This is a genomic window from Rhizobium sp. YS-1r, from assembly GCF_000757525.1.
GTDB lineage: Bacteria > Pseudomonadota > Alphaproteobacteria > Rhizobiales > Rhizobiaceae > Neorhizobium > Neorhizobium petrolearium.
Map to the genome: position 1 here is coordinate 249,573 of NZ_JPYQ01000013.1, position 18,967 is coordinate 268,539.

General features: G+C 57.5%; 15 protein-coding genes. 11 read left to right on the forward strand and 4 right to left on the reverse strand.

Annotated features, from left to right (window positions below):
• Positions 1-132: 132 nt before the first annotated feature.
• From JL39_RS13185 to JL39_RS13195, 3 genes are read left to right on the forward strand one after another with little or no spacing between them, the layout of a single operon-like run.
• Positions 133-2,451 carry a glycosyltransferase gene (locus tag JL39_RS13185; RefSeq protein WP_037150843.1) on the forward strand — a complete coding sequence of 773 codons (2,319 nt, stop codon included), beginning with the start codon at positions 133-135 and terminating at the stop codon, positions 2,449-2,451.
• Complete coding sequence (locus JL39_RS13190; protein WP_244446881.1) at positions 2,426-3,406, forward strand: hypothetical protein; 981 nt, start codon at positions 2,426-2,428, stop codon at positions 3,404-3,406. Before JL39_RS13185 ends, JL39_RS13190 begins: the two co-directional genes overlap by 26 nt.
• Complete coding sequence (locus JL39_RS13195; protein ID WP_152601120.1) at positions 3,406-4,248, forward strand: tetratricopeptide repeat protein; 843 nt, start codon at positions 3,406-3,408, stop codon at positions 4,246-4,248. The genes JL39_RS13190 and JL39_RS13195 overlap by 1 nt, the downstream gene beginning before the upstream one ends.
• A gap of 32 nt (positions 4,249-4,280) precedes the next feature.
• Here JL39_RS13195 and JL39_RS13200 read toward each other — a convergent pair whose 3' ends face one another.
• Positions 4,281-5,387 (reverse strand): capsule biosynthesis protein, encoded by a 1,107-nt coding sequence (locus JL39_RS13200; RefSeq protein WP_244446882.1) that lies wholly within the window; start codon positions 5,385-5,387, stop codon positions 4,281-4,283.
• Positions 5,388-5,649: 262 nt separating this feature from the next.
• Between JL39_RS13200 and JL39_RS13205 the strand changes: the two genes are divergently transcribed.
• A complete protein-coding gene (locus JL39_RS13205; protein WP_052182845.1) occupies positions 5,650-6,459 on the forward strand; it encodes an ABC transporter permease in 810 nt (269 codons plus the stop codon).
• Between the two features lie 28 nt (positions 6,460-6,487).
• Here the strand turns inward: JL39_RS13205 and JL39_RS13210 are convergent, their stop codons facing one another.
• From JL39_RS13210 to JL39_RS32500, 3 genes are all read right to left on the reverse strand, one after another.
• Positions 6,488-7,585: a DUF6270 domain-containing protein gene (locus tag JL39_RS13210; protein ID WP_037150847.1), complete on the reverse strand. Its 1,098-nt coding sequence runs from the start codon at positions 7,583-7,585 to the stop codon at positions 6,488-6,490.
• Between the two features lie 63 nt (positions 7,586-7,648).
• Positions 7,649-8,713, reverse strand: a complete 1,065-nt coding sequence (locus JL39_RS13215; protein WP_037150855.1) for an FkbM family methyltransferase — start codon at positions 8,711-8,713, stop codon at positions 7,649-7,651.
• Positions 8,714-8,778: 65 nt separating this feature from the next.
• A complete protein-coding gene (locus tag JL39_RS32500; protein ID WP_244446883.1) occupies positions 8,779-9,534 on the reverse strand; it encodes a glycosyltransferase family 1 protein in 756 nt (251 codons plus the stop codon).
• A 1,113-nt stretch (positions 9,535-10,647) separates the two neighbouring features.
• On the opposite strand from JL39_RS32500, the gene JL39_RS13225 reads away from it, so the two are divergent.
• The 7 genes from JL39_RS13225 to JL39_RS13255 all read left to right on the forward strand — a co-directional run bounded on the left by JL39_RS13225 (position 10,648) and on the right by JL39_RS13255 (position 18,890).
• On the forward strand, positions 10,648-11,853 hold the full coding sequence (locus JL39_RS13225) for a capsule biosynthesis protein (protein ID WP_037151012.1): 1,206 nt from the start codon (positions 10,648-10,650) through the stop codon (positions 11,851-11,853).
• Positions 11,850-12,581, forward strand: a complete 732-nt coding sequence (locus tag JL39_RS13230) for an ATP-binding cassette domain-containing protein (RefSeq protein WP_081952825.1) — start codon at positions 11,850-11,852, stop codon at positions 12,579-12,581. The genes JL39_RS13225 and JL39_RS13230 overlap by 4 nt, the downstream gene beginning before the upstream one ends.
• Before the next feature lie 610 nt (positions 12,582-13,191).
• Positions 13,192-14,202 (forward strand): helix-turn-helix transcriptional regulator, encoded by a 1,011-nt coding sequence (locus tag JL39_RS13235; RefSeq protein WP_037150859.1) that lies wholly within the window; start codon positions 13,192-13,194, stop codon positions 14,200-14,202.
• A 232-nt stretch (positions 14,203-14,434) separates the two neighbouring features.
• The gene (locus JL39_RS13240; protein WP_244446884.1) at positions 14,435-15,436 is read left to right on the forward strand and encodes a polysaccharide biosynthesis/export family protein; all 1,002 of its coding nucleotides are present in this window, start codon (positions 14,435-14,437) and stop codon (positions 15,434-15,436) included.
• Between the two features lie 132 nt (positions 15,437-15,568).
• Complete coding sequence (locus JL39_RS13245) at positions 15,569-16,432, forward strand: FkbM family methyltransferase (protein ID WP_037150863.1); 864 nt, start codon at positions 15,569-15,571, stop codon at positions 16,430-16,432.
• A gap of 40 nt (positions 16,433-16,472) precedes the next feature.
• Complete coding sequence (locus JL39_RS13250; protein WP_037150867.1) at positions 16,473-17,807, forward strand: glycosyltransferase family 1 protein; 1,335 nt, start codon at positions 16,473-16,475, stop codon at positions 17,805-17,807.
• A gap of 24 nt (positions 17,808-17,831) precedes the next feature.
• The gene (locus JL39_RS13255; protein ID WP_037150869.1) at positions 17,832-18,890 is read left to right on the forward strand and encodes a hypothetical protein; all 1,059 of its coding nucleotides are present in this window, start codon (positions 17,832-17,834) and stop codon (positions 18,888-18,890) included.
• Positions 18,891-18,967: the final 77 nt, after the last annotated feature.

Below are 18,967 nucleotides of genomic sequence, written 5' to 3' on the forward strand. Positions count from 1 at the left end.
CGGCGCAAGTCGCCCGCCTCGAATCGAGAGCAGCGGGGGCGAGCCGCAAGGATACCATCTTGCTCGTCCACGGCCTTGCTTTGTGGCAAGGCGTCCTCTGTCTTAGAGATAGCAACGGCTTTGGAGTAGTGTATGCACGTCGATGCAACCGTGTCGCCCTATACGCTCGATGCAGGGGACATCGATGAAAAATTGCTGGTTGAGAAATTTTCAGGCAAGACGATATTCTTCGACGGTGTGTTCAAGGGCGACTACAGCTTGGCAATCGTCAACCGCCATTTGGCTCAGGCACTAATCGCGCTCGGTATGAACGTCGTCTGTTATACGGCGGAGGAGGATTGGCAGACGGATGCTCGTCTCGATGCTGTCCCAGACATCAAGCGCCGGATGCGCGAAACCTATCCTGCGACGGAGCGTTTCGACATTCACCTGCGAAACACCTGGCCACCCGCGACCCATGATATGGTCGGGAACATGAATGCCTATGTGGGATTCGCATGGGAAGAGCTTGAATTTCCCCAATACCTGGTGGACCGGTTCAATCGCGATTTGGACCTTGTGATGGTGACGGCGAATTTCGTCCGCGATGCGCTCGTGCAATCTGGCGTGACGATCCCGATCGAAGTGATCGGGAATGGCTGTGACCACGTGAACGTTGCCGCCGATTCTACGTTGAGGTCGCCACAGGAGCATCAGCGTACGCGCATCCTTCATGTTTCCTCCTGCTTCGCACGCAAGGGCGTCGATGTCCTCGTCGAGGCGTTTCTCCGCAGCTTCCGATCGGATGAGCCGGTGGAATTGGTCATCAAGACCTTTCCCAATCCCGACAATATACTGGAGGCCGTGCTTGCTGAGAGGCGCGAGCGGCTCGCCGGCGCTCCTCCGATCACCGTCATCAATCGTTACTATGACGATGAGCAGCTTCTGGCACTTTATCAGTCAGCTGCCATGGTCGTCGCGCCCAGCCGAGGTGAGGGTTTTGGTTTGCCTCTCGCCGAAGCGATGCGGCTCGGCGTTCCCGTTGTGACAACGAACTATAGCGGGCAGCTCGATTTTTGCCGTGCCGACACCGCGTGGCTGGTTGATTGCCACATGTCGGCATCGCGTGCGCATGTCGCCGGTTCCTTTAGCCTTTGGGCGGAACCTTCCTTGGAACATCTGGGCGCGCAGATGCGCGCCGTGCTCAGCCGGCCTGAAGAGGCCCAGGCCCGCAGCCGGCAGGCGCAGAAGCTGCTTGCCGCTCATTTCACATGGTCCGCCGTGGCTCGCCGCGTATTGGCTGCCCTTGCCAAGCCTGCCCCCGTCACCGCCGAGCCCGAGCGGACCTGGAGCATCGACCTGATCTCGTCGTGGCAGCAGCAATGTGGCATCGCCACCTATTCAGAGCATCTCTATGCCACGCCGGCATTCGCGGGCAGGCTCGACCACGTCTTCGCGCGTCGGATCATGAATGATTCTTTGCCGGAAGCTCCGGCACACAAGGATGGCGCGGTACCCCGCAGGCTTTCCCGACTTTGGGGATACGATCTGGTCTCCCTCAAGCGTCTCGTCGCCAAGCTGGATGAAGGGCGCGCAGATGTCCTTTGGATGCAACATCATCCAGGCCATTTCTCCACGCCCGACATGGAATTGCTGGTGCAGGCGCTGCCGTCGACCGGCCACAAGCTGCGTGCTGTCACGATGCACAGCGTGAAGGAAGCTCTGCGCGGCGGCTCCTTGCAGTGGACGAAGGCATTCGACGTCGTGTTCGTGCATTCGTCGGAGGATGCAGGCGCCCTTTCAGCCGCCGGGCACCCCAATGCGGTGGTGATCCCGCACGGCATCCTTCCGGAGCCGGAGAATGCTCTGGCGCCGGATCCGTCGCTGTTTACGATCGGCTCCTTCGGTTTCCTGATGCCGCACAAGAATATCGACCGGCTCGTACTCGCCTTTGCCGAAGCGCGCACCTACGATCTGAGGCTGCGGCTGAAGCTGCTCAACTGCATGGTGCCGAACGATGAATCCCGCGCGGCACGCGCGACCGTTGAAAATCTGATCGAATATCTGGACCTGTCGGATCATGTAACGGCACGTTTCGATTTCATCTCCGAGCAAGAACTGCGAAGTGAACTCGTCACCTGTGACATGCTGGCTTTCCTCTACGGGCATTCGACGGAAACGGCAACCGGCGCGGCACGCATCGCCATGAGCGTGGATCGGCCGATGCTCTGCTCGCGTTCTACGGTCTTGCGGGACATGTGGCCCATCAGTCATGTCGTGAAAAGCACCGAAGTGGAGTGTGTCGCAGAAGCTCTCGTGAGCCTCTCCCAGAATTCGCAATTGCGGCATATGCGCGATGCCGACCGGCGAAGGGCCGCGCAGTGGTATTCCTATCCGCGCGTGGCGGAACGGCATGTAATAGCGATCGAACAGATATTAGGGGGTAATGTTGACCATCGCCGAGTTGCATAGACAACCCTTGGAGGCACTGCCAAGGGACGTATTCTCGTTGCCGGCGGAATCCTTCGTGGATGCTTGGGCGAAGGCATTGGATCTGACCGAAAGCGAGCTTTCCCAGGACGACAGGTCTTCCCTTGCTAACGCGATCCGCGAGGGAACCAACCGATTGCGTGTCGTCGATGCGTTGAAGGCGCGGCGCCCCGTGCCGGTGGCATTGGGCAACCGCTCGGCTTTGCAAGCCCTCCAGCGCGAGCCGGACCAGTTCGCCATCCTGGAGAATTTCACCCGCTTCGCGCCGGACGATGACGCGGCGTTCCTCCGTTACAGCTTTTCGCGCATATGCGGGCGTGAGCCAGACTCGGCGGAACGTCTTGGACTTGAATTCGATCTCAGGCGTGGTGTGGCCACCCGTGCGAAGGTTGTAAAGAAGATCGTCGCCATCGCGAGAAGGAATGGGCAGGCGGCCTTCTGGGATACCTTGCTGCCGAGAGACGAAGACGATCTCCCCGAGAGCATCGACCCCTCCGATGCCCGCGTCATGCCGGCCGGGCTCCTTGTCGATATGGAAGGCCTAGCGACGGCGGTTTTTGTGCGCGAGGTCGAGAGGGTTGGCTGGATGATCGGCGCCGACTTTCTGTGCCAGCCGCTCCGGGTCACGGACAAGGGGTGGAATGTGCAACCCGGTTGGCTGCTGGTCGGCCCTAAACGTAGCTTCGCGGAAGGCATCTGGCTGCTGGATCTCGATCTCGTTCAGCCGGCGAACGCCAGACTAGACGTGGAGATCGTTGCCAATTCCGGCCTGGATTTCCTGCAACAGCTAACGATAGCGGGGCCGTTCTCAGGTGCACTGTGCGTCAATATTAGGCCGGAACACCGGTTCATCGAGTTGCGTATCAGAATTCACGAGCGGGCGCCTGAAGATGCCTGGTTGCGTCCTCGTAACATTTCCCTGCGGCAGTCGTCGTGATGCGGGAGTTTCGTCTGACCTCTCCACTCCGTTGGGCCGGTCGTCGTGCCGATGAAACAACGGAGCTTCTGCCGTTAGTCGATGCGCTTGCTGCGGCTGATGCAGCCCGCGATCGGCAGGATTGGGCGAATGCGGCGTTGTACTATCGCCAGGCGGTGAAACATGACCCATTGCGTATCGAGCTGCTCGTTCAGCTTGGTCATGCCTGGAAGGAATTGGGGGATTTTGACGCGGCCCTCGAAGCCTACCGACAGTTCCTCGACAAGCAGCCGCACGATGCGGATATTCATCTGCAGCTTGGCCATTTGTACAACCGGATGGGCGAGCCCGAAACTGCATTCAAATGGTATTGCCGGGCGCAGGCTTTGGCGCCTGCTGATCCGGAAGTTGGCCATCATTTCGCGGCGGCCGGTTTGCGTCTGTCCCGCCTCCAAGTCGAGCGCAAGCGCGAAGAGGCCCTGGAACTCGTGCGAGCCCGGTGTTGGCAGCCGGCGCGTGAGTTGCTGCGGGAACTGGTGACGGTTGACGGGGAAATTGATCTGATCGCCATCTATGCGAATGTGACGAAAGAAACCGGAGCCTTCGAACAGGCCTTAGGCCTCTACGACGACTACCGCAGCTACGCCCAGGCGAACGATCCGAAATCCCTTATCGACGTGGAAATACAGATCGGTCACCTCCACAAGGCAATGGGCGACTTCCGTTCCGCCTTGCAGCACTATATCCGCGCCCGGGATACGGAGTTCGAGCTTTACGATCACGTCGCGCCGGATTCCGTCAGTGGCCATGAAATCCGCTCCTGCATGGCCGAAATCTACACTTGCTTCTGGCATGCCGCCTGAGATGCTCGACGGCATTTCCGCAGGGCATATCTTCAGCCGTTGTCGTGATCGCGGACGGCTGTCACCAGCAGCCAGCCTACCAAATAGGCGAAAGACATAACGAGGAAGGTGATGAAGATGTTCTTCAAAGCCAGGGGCAGTTCCGCCTCGTCGGGCAGGTGTGACGGCACGACAACTTCGAGATAAAGCTGTTGCCGCCGCGCATCGGATCGGGCGATGTCAAGGGCATCGAGGGCCGAGACGAGCGCCTTGTCGGCGAATTCCCGCATCAGCACGAGGCTCTCGTAATCGGCAATTCTCGGAGCGATCGAGTTATCGGAACCGACCATCTTTTGACGTTCCGTTTCGATCTGCCGCTCGAGCGCGGCAATCTGGCTGGCCATGAAGGGTATCGCGTTGCTGTCGGGGGCCGTCTCCCGCATTTCCGCCAGGCGGGCCCGCATGTTTGCCTGTTCGGCGGACAGTTGGCCGACGAGCTCTACCATCGAAGTGGAACTGGCGTTCGGATCGATCATCAGTTCCTTATTGCGGAAGGCTGTAATGCTCTTCTGTGCCGCGATCATCCGCAGTTCAGCCTGATGCACCTCGTTGCCGGCGAATTCGACGGCATCGTTATGCGCGCGTTCGTTCATGCGTTGCAGGAGGCTTTCGCTGAGCGCAAGCAGCGTCTGGTTGAGGTTGTATGCGTCTGCTGCATGAAAAGCGGTGGTGCGCAGCAGGGTGATGCCGGTCGTATCGTTGTGTATGACGGAGATACGGTTGGAATAGTAGCGGTAGAGTTCCTCCTCGCTGTTACTCTCCCAGAAACGCGGATAGCGCATCAACCAGTCGGCGTCGGGACTCCCAAAAATCGCGCGCACCGGAAGCCGTTCGCCAAGCTCTTTGAGGGCCTGCCTGGAACGCATGAATTCCTGCACCGAAAACGTATCGTCCTGCGAACGGGTAATCCCGCTGTTCTGCAGCAGCGAGCCGAAGGCGTTCGATGATGGCGGCGCTGCCATTCGGACCACGAAGGAAGATTCCGAGACGAAGATCGGAGCCGCGATGAAGGCATGGTAGAAGCTGACGAACATGACCGGCAGCCCCACGACGGTAAGGAAGACAGCCAGCCGCCCCGGGCGTTTTGGGCCCTTTCCCACTCCAGACGGTCCTGGAGCTAGGCGCGAGATTCTGCGGCTGAGCGTCTGCCAGTCCTGCGATTTAATTCTGTCAACTACCTGTGCCATGGCGGCACCTTTCCTGTCGGTTATCCACAAACGAACCGGCATTTGCCGGCCAGGCCTTTCTGCCGGGTGCGGTAATTGTCCAAAGCTGACGTAAAGAAGATTGAGCGAAGGGGCGCCGCCGGTATCGTGGAACGGTGCCGTCACCGAAGCGGAGCTGAAGAGGGGAACTCCCTGCATGAACACGAACTATGGCGCTGCGCGTAGCTCCACGCAATTCATCGTGGGGCTGAAAATTCAGGCGCGTGTTCTCGGCGCGCTCATCATGCGCGAAGTGCTGGCGCGCTATGGTCGGGAAAACCTCGGTTTCCTGTGGCTGATCGTCGAGCCCATGATTCTGACATGCGGCGTCATGGCGATGTGGTCCTTGCTGAAGCACGAATCGCATGGGCTTGTCATCGTCGCATTCGCGCTCAGTGGATACATGCCCCTGACCCTTTGGAGGCATGTGACATCTCATTCTGTCTCCTGCCTGCGCCAGAACCTGCCATTGATGTACTATCGGCAGATCCGCCTGCATGACGCACTCATCGCCCGCGCTCTCATGGAGATCGGCGGGATCACCGCCGCCTTGATCATCACCTATGTCATCGTCCGGCTGCTGGGATTTATCGAACCTTACCGTGATTTGGGTCTGATCCTTGCGGGATGGATGTTCATGGCCTGGTTTGCTTTTGCTGTAGGGCTGATCTTCGCCGCAGCGTCGGAAAGGTTCGAGTTCGCCGACAAGCTTGTTCAGCCCTTTCAGTATCTTATGCTTCCCATCTCGGGTATGTTTTTCATGGTCGCCTGGCTGCCTGCCGACGCACAGAAGCTGGCGCTCTACGTGCCGCTCGTCCATTGTTTCGAGCTTTTCCGGGCCGGAATATTCGGCGATACGCTCAAGACCTACTACGACATCGGTTATCTCTTCAAAGCGTGCTTGTTCACCACCGCCGCGGGCCTCTACTTCGTCAAGGAGGCGCGCCATCACATCAAATTCGAATGATACACCATCGAGCGCATCTCCATTGAAGCTAGGTTTGCGCATAGTGTTTGACCTGATTCTGGAATTCGGTGGAGCGCAATAGCGTGTTGCGCAATTCCCTGCGGTCGGCCAAGGCGTAGTGGTTCAGGAACGTCATCGCCGACTCCGGTTCTCGCCCAAGTATCCATCGAAAGGCCGCAACGACGTCCTGGGAATCGATCGGATCGCGGAAATAGCGGTCGGCAGGTCCTCTGATTTTAGCAAACAGGAAGGGCAGCGCGCCGTGCAGGATGTCAAGGCCGAAACGGCGAAGGTCCGGACGGGACGAAGAAGCCGTCCTGGTGAAAGCATTCATAAGTCCGGAATAGCTAGTAAGCGTCACGACAGGATCACTGGAGCGCGCCAGCCCCGCGAAGCCTCCATTGGCATGGAAAAGCCTCGCCGTCTCCTGCCAAACCTGTGGTGAATAATGCATCGGAGCGGGGCCGTAGGCCGCAGCGTCATCGGAAAAAGGGGTGATGAACGGCATCAGTATCCGGCTGTTTTCGATACGCGGGCGGCAGAAATCGATCAGCATGCGGCAGATCGGATAGCGGATTTGCCAGCGGCAGAAATCCATCGCGTAGGTGTCGCTGTCGACAATAACCCCTCGATATTCGGATGCAGGAGGGACGTCGAGAAAAATCACCTCCGTCTTAGGCAGTTCGCGGGACATGAAACGGCAGAATTCCATCAGAGAATCGGTCACGAGCGTCCAGAATTCACGGCTGCCGAAAGGTATAATTTCAAAGAGAGTGAAGGCTTGGCGCTGAGCCTCTGCACCTGCTTCGAGCAGTTCGTATGGGACCGTCAGGAGACTGTTCTTGAAACGCAAGAGAGAAGCACGCGAGGCGCGTGTGAAATCGATCACAAGCGTATGGGGATTGGCGTTCCTCAGTCTTTCGCGAAAGCCGCGCTTGGCCTCGAACAGCATTTTCTTTCTGACCGGCTCAGGCCACTTTTCTATCCCCTCAAGCTCGATCTTGCTATCATCCATGAAGCTGGCAGCATTTATCCCGTAGCAGAAGAAAGCCAGGTTGCTTTCGGGAAAAGCATATTTCACGAACTCTTCACTGGGACATGAGCCGTAATAGGCGATGGTGCTCATGCGTTCGACTCATTCGTATTGACCATTGCTTTCAAATCAACGCTCCTTCGGCCCGTAGCGTTCTCAATTTAGGATTGGTTGTCGAGGCCACTTTCTTTTGCCCCGCCTGCCGCGCGGTCGCTCCAGCTCGATATTGAGAGACTGAAGCCGTTCGCTTACTTGCGTCATGCGGTCCTTATGGACGGCGAGAATGTTCGCCACCGCGCCGTTGGGAAAGTCAGTATCGAGCGCTGAGGCTGTTGTGACGGGCTTCAGGTTGCGGTTGGAACAATTCCAGATATTGTAACCCAATTCCCGCAACCCTTGGTGGATTGCTCCTGGCGCCACCCTTGACAGGACCGTGAGCATGTCGCGGTTGATCTCCATCAACAGAGTCGGTCTGTGCTTGGCTAGGGTGAGGGTCGCTCCCTTCAAGAAGAGCCCTTCGGCACCTTCGATATCCACTTTCAATGCGTCCGGACGCAAATCGCCTACGACGCGATCGAGTGTCTCCACCTCAGCCACCCGTTCGGCGCCATCGTTGAGGGCTTTGGCGATCAGTCTTGTCGCGCCGGCGTTGACGGTTTCCTCGGCGTTACTGAGTTGCATCTTGCCTGGCGCCTCGGCGAGGGCCAGCCGGCGAACATTGATCCGATCATTGAAACCATTCTCCATAACGGAACGTTCGAAAAGGCTGTGGAGCGTTGGGAGGGGCTCGAATGCCAGGATCTTGCCGCGGAAGGAAGGACGGGCGGCCATAGAGAGCGAATAGTAGCCGACATTCCCGCCGACATCGATGAAGTGACCGTCATCCGGCGTGATCGACTTGATAAGATCGATGTCGAACCTCTCGTACTCTCCGCTCATGATGCCGAAGGAGATGTGATACTGTCGCAGGTCGAGATACATCTTGAAATCGTTTTTTGTCTCAAAAAGAACAATTACGGATTTGGGAACAAAATTGTTGAAGAGAAGCTCCCCGTAGCGTTGGTGAAATTCCGCCGAAGAGAGAAAGCGCTTGCGATGTTCTTCAAGTGGTATGTCCGCAAGCTGCAGGAGATTGCGGCCAATAGCTTCCTTTTCATCCTTGTTCAGTGAACGGCCCAGGATGAACTTGTAGCAATTTTCAATATCGTAATAGCTTGTCACCTTGCTGATCCCTCACCGGCAGATTCTTCCCTTGGCATGCGGCACGGAAGAGCTCCGTGCTGATGTCAAGACATTACATTGTTCGGCATCGCAAAGGCCCTTTGGGGCATGCGCTGAGCTGCATAACGACGTGTGGCGACATCGTTTTCGATCAGGGCTTCCAGATCGCTGAAATGTGTTTCCCACCGATGGATCGCGCTGGGGGGTGAGAGGCGGCGCGGCGAGGCAACGACTGCATCAATCGCCGCGCGCCAACTGCGGCCGTCGAGCGGGTCCAGAAGGATCGCTCCGTTGCCGGCAGCTTCGCGATGCGATGGAATATTGGAAGCGATGACCGGTATGTGTAGGGCAAGCGCTTCCGTTACCGGCATGCCGTATCCTTCTACGAAGGATGGAGAAAGCAGCGCGGCAGCGCCACCGAGCAGTCTTGCCAGCGCGGCGTCCCCAAGTCCCGGGACCTCGATGACGAGTCCCGGCAAGGCACGGCACCGTTCAAGCATTGCCAGGATCTGGCTGTTTTCCCAGCCTCTTTTGCCGACAATGACGAGACGAGGAGCCCGGGAACCGTCGCGCTCCGCCAGATATTGCCACAGATGGAGTAACAGCATGTGGTTCTTGCGCGGTTCGATTGTCCCCACGACCACGAAATAGGGAGTCAACGGGCGGGGCAGGTCCTGCGGCGCATTCACAAAGCTTTCTTCCACCCCTGGCGGAAGTACGGCTATCGACGGCAGCCGCAGGTTTTCCTCTTGGGCGAAAGTGTATAGGTCGCGGGCAGTGAGCTGCGAATTGCAGAGAACGAGCGCTGCGTGGTTGAGCACCGTTTCCATTCGATGGCGATGGCGCCGAGGCTCATGGGGCCGAACGTATTCCGGGTGCGACAAGGGAATGAGATCGTGCACGTAGAAAATACCCTTCCGACCTGGCTCCTGGAGCCAGGAGAAAGCGGAAGTCCAGTCGAGTCGGCTATGAGAAACGTGTATCAGCGACGTGTTGCCTGGAACGGCCGGCCGGTCGAAGAGGCTGCCGGCAATTAGGCGCGCGTTCCTTCGCAGCCGTTCCAGGGAGGCCCTGCTCGCCGGCGTTTCCTCTTTTGCTGCATGCCAAGCGGATTTACCATCGATAGCCGCGAAAATATGTTCCAGAAGGGCAGCCTGTGAGGGCGACAGTTCCGTTGTCGCCCAGCGGCGATTGACAGTTGAGATTAGCCTGTCAGCCCGGTTGGTTCCAACAGGTATCGCTCCGCGATAGCCGGTCTCAATGAACCACAAGGACTGTGGAAGCCGAGTATCTGCCCCCCGCTTTCGTCTCTCGTTCAACCAATTTGCATAATGGAGCGCATAGCGATCGATGCCGGTGGGCGTCGAATAATGTTCCCGCTCGATCAGCCGGGAAATATCCATCACGATCGCATTCATCGCGGTCTTCCGTTTTCCGCATCGGGCAGCCGAAGCTGCGCTTGTAGGTAAACCGACGCATCACACCTCCTCTTGTAAAGGAAGAACGGACCAGGCAGAGGGTGTCGCAACGAGGGGGGGCATCCTGACAGAGCCGCATGGCGGTCGGTGGGCTGAGAGCCAAACGCGGCCGGAGCCGTGTATTCGTATCGGTCGGTAGATGTGCCGCCGCCGTCCCGCGCACCTTCGAACATTCCGAATTCCCTAAATCAGCAACAATAAGAGAAACATGTTGTAGTGTAATTTATCGCTGTCATATTTTATAGTTTCTATACATATTGCGACTTAGAAGTATACATTGCGACATTTCGTGTAATTATTGGACGGAAAATGCAAAATATATTTGACTTTCGTTTCGAGCGTGCAAGAACTTCAGAATTATGCCCCATTCGACATTGAAGATTTGCATTCAATGGAAATGTCGCCATGGGCGGATCGAGGCAGGGGCGAGGTTGCGGTGAAACCGACGGATTTTTGATGAGCCGTATTGAGAACAACAAGGAATTCACCGATTTTGTCACGCTGGTAAGCCTGCGCTCTTTGGACAAGGCGCCATGCGAGCAGATCGCTGCATGGAGGCTGACCTTACGATGGCTTCGCGACCACCTCCTCCTCCTTCTTATGGTCATCATTCCGGGAGTGGCCGCAGGCGCCTATTATGCCTTCATCGGTGCCGATCAATATGTCTCCGAAACGCAATTCGTGATACGAAGCCCCAATCGGAACGCAACGGGGCTGTTGAGCGGCTTGTTGCAGAGCACGGGTTTTGTTCGGGCCCAGGACGACAGTTATATCGTCAGCGAGTTCATGTTGTCTCGGGCTGCCCTGGATCAATTGATAGAACACAACGGGCTGAAGGATATTCTATCGCGTCCCGAGGCGGATTTCCTGACACGTTTTCCACTGCCTTGGGGTGAAGAGAACAGTGAGAATCTCTTCCGGCACTACCTGCGCTTCGTCAAGGTTCAGACCGACAGCGGCAGTGGCGTAAGCACCTTGGAGGTGCGTGCCTTTCGGGCGGAAGATGCCCGCAATCTGGGTGAGGCCCTCCTTCAGCACGCCGAGGCGCTTATCAATCGGCTCAACGATCGGGCAAGGCTGGATGCCATCCGCTATGCGCAGGCCGAGATGGAAGACAGCGAAGTTCAGTTGGCCCTTGTGCAAAGCCGCCTGACTGATTTTCGGAATCGGGAAGCGCTTGTCGATCCGACCAAGCAATCGGCCACAGCTCTTGACCTGATTGCACGACTTTCGGACGAAGTGGCCGCCAATAAGGCGCGCCTGATGGCCCTTGACGAACAGGCACCGCAGAGCCCTCAGAGAGAAGCGTTGCGCGCGCGCGTGGATGCCGTGGAGAGGCAGATCAGTAACGAACGCTCCCAAATTGTTGGGAGCGACAATTCCATGGCGCCAAGGATCGCTCAATATGAACAGCTTTTGCTGGAGCGAGAGATGGCAGCCAAAATGCTGACATCCGCAACGGCTTCGCTGGAAAACGCAAAAATCGATGCGCAGCGTCAGCAACTCTATCTCGAGCGCATCGCCGATCCAAGCCTGCCTGACCATCCATTGTACCCAAAGCGCATAGTGTCATTCTTGATGTTTCTTGCTTTGTGCGGGGCCGCCTATTGGATCGTGCGTCTTTGGATTGCTCAGGTTCTGGAGCATGCGGCTTCGCAATGAACGATATCCCCACAAGTCTTGCCAAGTTCGCGCCGGCCTTCGGGCCGGTCGGGAAAACTGACCTGCCAGAATCCCAAGGGGGTATCAGCGTCCTAAATCTCGTCAAGGAGTACCCAGTTCACGGGCGGATGCGTCGCGTGCTGGATGGCATAACCTTCAAGATTGGGCGCGGCGAGAAGATCGCGGTCCTGGGCCACAATGGTGCCGGCAAGTCGACGCTGGTCCGCCTTTTGGCCGGCATAGAAGAACCCACGTCTGGCAGGATTGTGCGAACCATGTCCATGTCTTGGCCGATCGCGTTGAGCGGCGGTTTCAGCGGATCGATGACGGGTTTTGACTGCATGCGCTTTCTGTGCCGCATATACGACAAGCCATTCGAAGAAATTCGCGAGTCGGTGGAAACTTTCAGCGAGCTTGGCAAATACTTGCGCATGCCTATCAGAACCTATTCGTCAGGAATGCGTGCACGACTTGCCTTCGGCATGTCGCTTGCCATTGATTTCGACTGTTATCTTATCGATGAGGTGATTGCCGTCGGTGACAGGCGGTTTCAGACTCGATCGTTCGAGGAGCTTTTCGTCAAGCGCAAGGATCGCTCGATGATCATTGTCGGTCATAACCTCAATGTTATTGGTGATCTCTGCACGTCGGCTCTGGTGTTGCGAAACGGCCGGGGCCGCGTGTTCGAAAATATCGAACAGGCCTTTGCCATCTATTCCACTTTATAAGTATCTTCTGAATTTTGTGGGTAGGAAATCAGATCGGCCCAAAAAAGGTCAATCTTATTGCGTGTGCTCAAAGCAAAATACCAGGTAATATTCTATTTATCTAAATAAATACTTTGATTTTCATGAGGTTATCAATATCTAATTTATCTCGATAGAGGAGATGGTCAGATATATTGATGTCGGCCACTCCTCTTGCGCATGGGGGCTCTTTTTTCGCGGCCTCGCGCTGGGACAGAACTTACCAGTTCGGGTTTCTCCTATATTTACACAGCGAATACAACTATAAGATGTTTTTTGGTCGCTTCGCATGGGATGGAGAAAGTGCAACTGATTTTACCCTTTGTTGATCGTAATTTGAAATCGCCGGGGAAAAGCCGAGAGGCACCAATCTGTATAGTCGCGGCATTATTTGTACTGTCAAAGCCGAAAGCCCATGCTAATTCAGCAATAAATTATGGAGTTTAGCTGCTTGGTATATTGCATGTGAGGTTGTCAGGGGGGGCTGCGCATATGACTTAGCCATGACAGCATATGCGGTATCTGACTTAGTCGAAAAACTGTTGGCGGCGATGAAAAGGCTGCAACGTCAGATTTTATTCAGGATGGCACAATGGTCCAATTGGGGAGAATTGTCGAGCAGTGCGTCAGCGGCTTTGAGGCATATTCGCGCGATGCAATTGTTCGTAACCTTGAGGTTTTTGAGCCGAATTGGAGATGGACGGCGCCTCAGGAGGAGGGCGGGGACTATTCTTTCAAGATCGACCGGCAGCCCGTCGAGTCGGTATCGATAGTCAGTGCAGAGCATTCCTCCCGTCTTGAAGCCGTCGTCAAGCGTGATGCGCCTCGTGTCAGTATCGTGTTTCTGCTGGCGGGTGGTCTTGAAATGCAAAACAGGCGAACGCGCAAGATATTGCGTGTCGCGCCGAACCAGGTCGCCAGCATCAACGAGTTGGCCGGGAGTCGGGTCAGCATTCAATCACGAAGTTCGTGGCTCCTGCTGCGGATATCGACGACGGGGCTGCGGGAGCATTTCGAGGAATTGACAGGGGCGCCTTACGTACAGGAGTTCGCGCTGCCGCCCACAAACTTCCGCCAGGGCGACGCTCAAGGCTTCTATCAGACCCTCCGCCAGGCGGAAAAGGACTTGAAGCTTGCCCGCCCCGCCGAAAGGATGATGCTGGCCAAAGCCTATAAGCAGCTTATCCTAGCCAAATTATTCGCCAAACTCCCTCATAATCTGGCGTACGCCTTCGGCCGAGCGGCACTCAAGGAAGCACCGCGGCAGCTTTTGAAGGCGGAAGCTTTCATGAGGGACAATCTCCGCAATGCCGTCATGCTGGAAGATTTGGCCAATGCAGCAGGGTGCAGCCCTCGGGCGTTGCAGAGGATGTTCCGGATTTATCGCGGAGATACGCCGATGGGCATATTGTGTAACTACCGGCTTGCCGCTGCTCATGGTGCAATCAGAGGCGGTCAGGCGGAAAGCATAACCGATTTGGCAATGAGTCTGCAGTTCTCCAATCCTGGAAGATTTTCCGTCCTTTACAAAAGCGCTTACGGCCTCAGCCCCTCATCCAACCTCCGCTTCGCTCGGGGATATCAAGACGAGATCGGAACCTGACGTACGTTCAGGACCGCATTCCCACCCCGCGACCTCTCGTGACCTATCAGGATAGGCGATGCAGTTACTATTTGTTGTCTTGTGTGTTGCCGCCTCCCTTTTGACAGGTTGCGCGTTACCAGCGGCTGGCCCGAAAACCGCCGCCGTTTTGGAAGAGGCTAAAAGCGGCACAGGCGGGACACCGCCAGCCTTCGCCATGGTCGATGTCACATCGCAGGTGCAGGTGAGGAACATGGCGCGACCGAAATCGAGCCTGGTTGCCCATTTCGGTGAGGGCGCGCGCGATCCGGGTCTTCGAATTTCGGTCGGGGATGTGGTCTCGGTCAGTCTCTGGGAGGCCCCGCCCGGCACCCTTTTTGGCACTACGGCCACGACGGCGGGACAACAGCAAGCGTCGGGCGGTTCTGTGACCATTCCGCCGCAGGTCGTCAACGGCGACAGGACGATAGCCGTGCCTTATGTGGGGCGCGTCGTCGCCGCCGGCCGGACACCTGCCGAGGTCGAACGACTTGTGGTATCGTCACTAGCCGGCAAGGCCGTGATGCCACAGGCTCTAGTGACGGTACAGCAGAGCACGGCCAACACGGTAACGGTCACGGGCGAGGTTGCAGGTGGCGCCCGCGTGGCATTGTCGCCGGCCGGAGATCGCATACTCGACGCGGTTGCCGCCGCCGGAGGATTGCGGGCGAGCGTGAACGAAAGCGTCGTATACCTGACGCGGAAGGGCACGACGCTCAGCATCCCCTTCGAGGCGATTGTCCGCAATCCGCATGAGAATGTTCGGCTACGCCCGGGTGACGTGGTGACGGTCGTGCAGGAGCCACGGACCTATACGGTTCTGGGAGCAACCGGCCAAAATGCCGAAGTGCAGTTCAGCTCCTTGCGCGTCACCATGGCGAACGCGTTGGCGCGCGCAGGCGGGCTGCTCGACAATCGTGCCGATGCGGCTGGTGTATTCCTTCTTCGCTACGAACCGCGTGCCATCGCAAGCCGCGTTGTACCTTCCGGAAACCCGATCCTGCACCGGGCCGATCCGGTTCCGATCGTCTATCGCTTCAATCTGAAGAGCGCGGCGACGCTGCTTGCTATGCAGGATTTCGACATTCACCCGCGCGATATCATCTATGTTTCCAATGCGTCCGGTATCGAACTGCAGAAGTTTCTTTCGCTGTTCCAGGGGATCAGCGGACCTGCACTCTCCGCCACGTCTGTCGGCATAGCTGCGGCGAATTGATGCCAATGGAGGCCAGGTTGTTGGGTTTATCGATCGAGAGTGCCGAGGCGCGTGCCGGAGCGAAAGGAAGGGACCGCGTTGACGATGGGCTTGTTGCATGCCTGGGGCAGGCGATTGCGATGGAGGCCTGACATGAACTCTTCCACCCTGCTTCATCTCCATGAGCTCATGGCTTTCGATCGAGACCAGGCCGAGGCGGCGATCCTGCAGCGTGTGGCGAGCGCCTATCTCGGGGACCATACGGCCCTGGTCCGTGTGCTCGGCCGCTACAAGCTTTATATCGACACGCGCGACAGGGGGTTTGGCTCACATATTCTGCTGGATGGTTTCTGGGAAATCTGGCTGACGCTGTTTTGCGCCCGCAATGTGAAACGAGGGATGACCGCCGTCGATGTCGGCGCGAATTTCGGTTACTACTCGGTTCTTTTGGCCGAGCTTGCGGGGGAGGACGGCTGGCTTATTTCGGTAGAGCCCAACCCTCATGCGGCGGACATGTTGAGCCGCAGCATCGAAATCAACGGGTTTTCCGGGCGGACACGGATCGAGCGGGCCGCTCTCGGCCGTTTTGCGGAAGGCTGGGCTCCGCTTTACGTCCCGCATAACGAGCCGAAGAATGCGCTGATCGTTTCCGAAGGTTTCACTACCGGCGCCGAGCAGGGAAAGATCGTCAGGGTTCCCCTCACGACACTCGACAGGGTTGGCTCTGCGTCATCCCGGATCGATTTCATCAAGATCGATGCGGAGGGTGCCGAGGAAGGCATATTTGAGGGAATGCAGGAAACCATCACCCGTCATCAACCGATCGTCGTCGTGGAATTCAACGCCGCGCGTTATGCGGATCCGGGCGGGTTCATCGACCGGCTTGCGGCCGTATATGGCACGCTCCGGCGCCTTGATTTCAGCGGCAAGGCCGTTTCGGTTCAGCGAGGCGATCTCCTGTCCATTTATGCCAAGGATGATTGCCTTCTGGTCCTTTCCCCTGATGAGCCGGCCTGAGATGGTATCTGGGCAGCCAGAACGCGTAGGAGAAAGCACGATGTCCCGGACGATCCTATATGATGGGCTCAACCTTTCGCTCAAGAAGGGCACCGGCGTCGCCACTTACGCCAGGAGCCTGCTGACGACCGCCCGCGCGCTCGGCTACCATACGGGGGTCGTCTACGGTATTCAGAGCAACATCCCGCGTGACCCGATGTTGCGGGAGATCGTTCTTTTCGACGACAATGCGCAGCAGGAGCCGGCCGGGCCGCTTTCCACGACGCGGCGCTGGCTGAGACGACGCGTCGCTGCTCCGTTCGGTATCAGGCCTGTTCCCATACCCTTGAACGGAACGGTCATCCTGAAGTCGCTCAAGGCGCAGATCGGCGACGCCGAATTCCTCTATGCCGCCCGCGATCTCTTCAGTCTTTCCCGCCGTCACTTCAAGCGCTACGGCGGCAGACTCACCATGAGCTTCGAGAAGCAGCCGGATCTCCTGCACTGCACCTATCCCATGCCTCTCGCGGCCAGGAAGGCGCTGAATATCTATACGATCCATGACCTCGTTCCGCTCAGGTTGCCCTACCTGACGGAAGACGATAAACGTTATCACTACAAGATGTTGCGCGCGCTGGTGCGAAAGGCCGACCATATTGTCACGGTGTCCGAGACATCTCGTGCCGACATCATCAAGGTGCTTGGCGTGGAGGAAAAACGCGTCAGTAACATCTACCAGGCTGTTCATGTGCCGCAGGCGCTGCGCGACAAACCGGACGACATGGTAGCGGATGAACTGGCGGGGATCTTCCGTCTGGACTGGAAGAAATATTTCCTCTTCTTCGGGGCTTTCGAGCCGAAGAAGAACATCTCGCGCCTAGTCGACGCCTATCTGTCGGCGAAGGTGGACCTGCCGCTTATCATCGTCGGCGCGCCGGGCTGGAAGGGGGCCGAAACCCAACAGCTCATCGAGGAGGAGCGGTTCCGCTTCTTTTTGCGTGACAGGGACAGGATCATTCCGCAACGCCGGATCCAGCGGTTCGATTTTGTATCCTATCCCATGCTTGTGAGCCTCATAAGAGGGGCGCGGGCCGTTGTCTTTCCTTCGCTTTATGAAGGATTCGGCCTGCCCGTTTTGGAGTCGATGCAACTCGGAACCCCGGTTCTCAGCTCGACGGAAGGATCGATTCCCGAGATAGCCGGCAAAGGCGCCTTGCTTGTGGATCCATATAATACGGACGAGATGCGCAAGGCGCTTTCCAGCCTCGCGAGTGACGGCGATCTCTGCCTCGAGCTATCCCGCGCCGGACCGGCGCAGGCAGACCGCTTCTCCGCCGATCAATATGAAAAGAGAGTAGGAACGTTTTATGATTCCCTGTTTCGGGGATCGCTCTAGAACCATGGCGCAAGGAGTCTCATCATGACCGTCCTTTGTGGTTTCGGCATGCCGGGTGTGATGTCGTCCTGGGGGTTTGCCGCACTGCATGCTGTGGCGCGTGAGGTCTTCGGAGACTATGCGATCATATCCGCAGACACGATCGAGGACCTCAGGCATTTTGTCCAGAAGCGAGAGAAAAAGCATGCCCTCCTTCTCTCCCAGTTTCCGGAAGCGAGGTTGTCGGAACTGATTATGCGAATGAACGTGCCGTTCCTGCTTTTTCTTGAGAATCCTGTCGACGCCGTATCCTACCTTGCCCGTTCCTCCGATCAGCAGGATCTCGCGCTGGTCAGGGCGGTTTCGGCGAGTCTGGCCTGTCTGGAGCCCTTTGCCACGGCGCCCGCCGCACTCGTCATGCGTCGTAACGACGCTAGGGGAACGGGTGGTATCGACTGGCTGTTGCAGCGAATAGATCAGCACTACGGTATCGGCCTCACCCTCAATCAAATGACATCGGCCCTGCAGCATATCGGATTGGCGGTGTCGGGTGAGGCAAGGCCTCTGGCCCCGCCGAGGCTTGAAGAGGCTGCTGCGGCAATCATTGCGGGATACATGCCACCACTGGGAAATGGCGCTGATCTCGATCCGTCTTTGCGTGAGGCTGCCGAGAAGGTCCTGCTTCCGCTGGAGCTCGGGCGCCCGGAAATGCAGGCGCGAACCGTCTCGTGGCCCGCCTGGACATTTTTTTCGGGTGATCGGCCTGGAGACTATTTAATTGGTGAGACGATCGATCTTACCGGTGGCGCCCGCTGCCTTGTCTATGGCCCCTATTTCCATCTTCCCGCCGGGCACTGGGATGTCAGGCTGCTCTTCGACGTCGAAGAGGACTGCTATGGCCAGATATTTTCGATCGAGGTTCACTCGTCGGACCTGCTTGCCAAGCGTCGAGTCTGCCCACAGGGTGTCGGCTCGTTCGAAGCGATCATCCCTGTGGAGATAGTGGAGCCCAGGACGGCAATCGAAGTCCGGGTATTGATGGACGGTGGCGCGATTGAGGGCCGTCTCTCACGCTGGTCGGCTGATTGGCGCCGGGCCGCATGATCTCTCTCTTTCTGTTAGAAAGCACTTCATGAAGTTCGGCACAAGTGGTCTTCGTGGACTTGTGACGGCCCTGGAGG

What these genes read in the sequence shown, in the direction of transcription:
- JL39_RS13185 (WP_037150843.1), top strand. Translation starts at nt 133, where the DNA reads ATGCACGTCGATGCAACCGTGTCGCCCTATACGCTCGATGCAGGGGAC.
- JL39_RS13190 (WP_244446881.1), top strand. Translation starts at nt 2,426, where the DNA reads ATGTTGACCATCGCCGAGTTGCATAGACAACCCTTGGAGGCACTGCCA.
- JL39_RS13195 (WP_152601120.1), top strand. Translation starts at nt 3,406, where the DNA reads ATGCGGGAGTTTCGTCTGACCTCTCCACTCCGTTGGGCCGGTCGTCGT.
- JL39_RS13205 (WP_052182845.1), top strand. Translation starts at nt 5,650, where the DNA reads ATGAACACGAACTATGGCGCTGCGCGTAGCTCCACGCAATTCATCGTG.
- JL39_RS13210 (WP_037150847.1), bottom strand. Translation starts at nt 7,585, where the DNA reads ATGAGCACCATCGCCTATTACGGCTCATGTCCCAGTGAAGAGTTCGTG.
- JL39_RS13225 (WP_037151012.1), top strand. Translation starts at nt 10,648, where the DNA reads ATGAGCCGTATTGAGAACAACAAGGAATTCACCGATTTTGTCACGCTG.
- JL39_RS13230 (WP_081952825.1), top strand. Translation starts at nt 11,850, where the DNA reads ATGAACGATATCCCCACAAGTCTTGCCAAGTTCGCGCCGGCCTTCGGG.
- JL39_RS13235 (WP_037150859.1), top strand. Translation starts at nt 13,192, where the DNA reads ATGGTCCAATTGGGGAGAATTGTCGAGCAGTGCGTCAGCGGCTTTGAG.
- JL39_RS13240 (WP_244446884.1), top strand. Translation starts at nt 14,435, where the DNA reads ATGGCGCGACCGAAATCGAGCCTGGTTGCCCATTTCGGTGAGGGCGCG.
- JL39_RS13245 (WP_037150863.1), top strand. Translation starts at nt 15,569, where the DNA reads ATGAACTCTTCCACCCTGCTTCATCTCCATGAGCTCATGGCTTTCGAT.
- JL39_RS13250 (WP_037150867.1), top strand. Translation starts at nt 16,473, where the DNA reads ATGTCCCGGACGATCCTATATGATGGGCTCAACCTTTCGCTCAAGAAG.
- JL39_RS13255 (WP_037150869.1), top strand. Translation starts at nt 17,832, where the DNA reads ATGACCGTCCTTTGTGGTTTCGGCATGCCGGGTGTGATGTCGTCCTGG.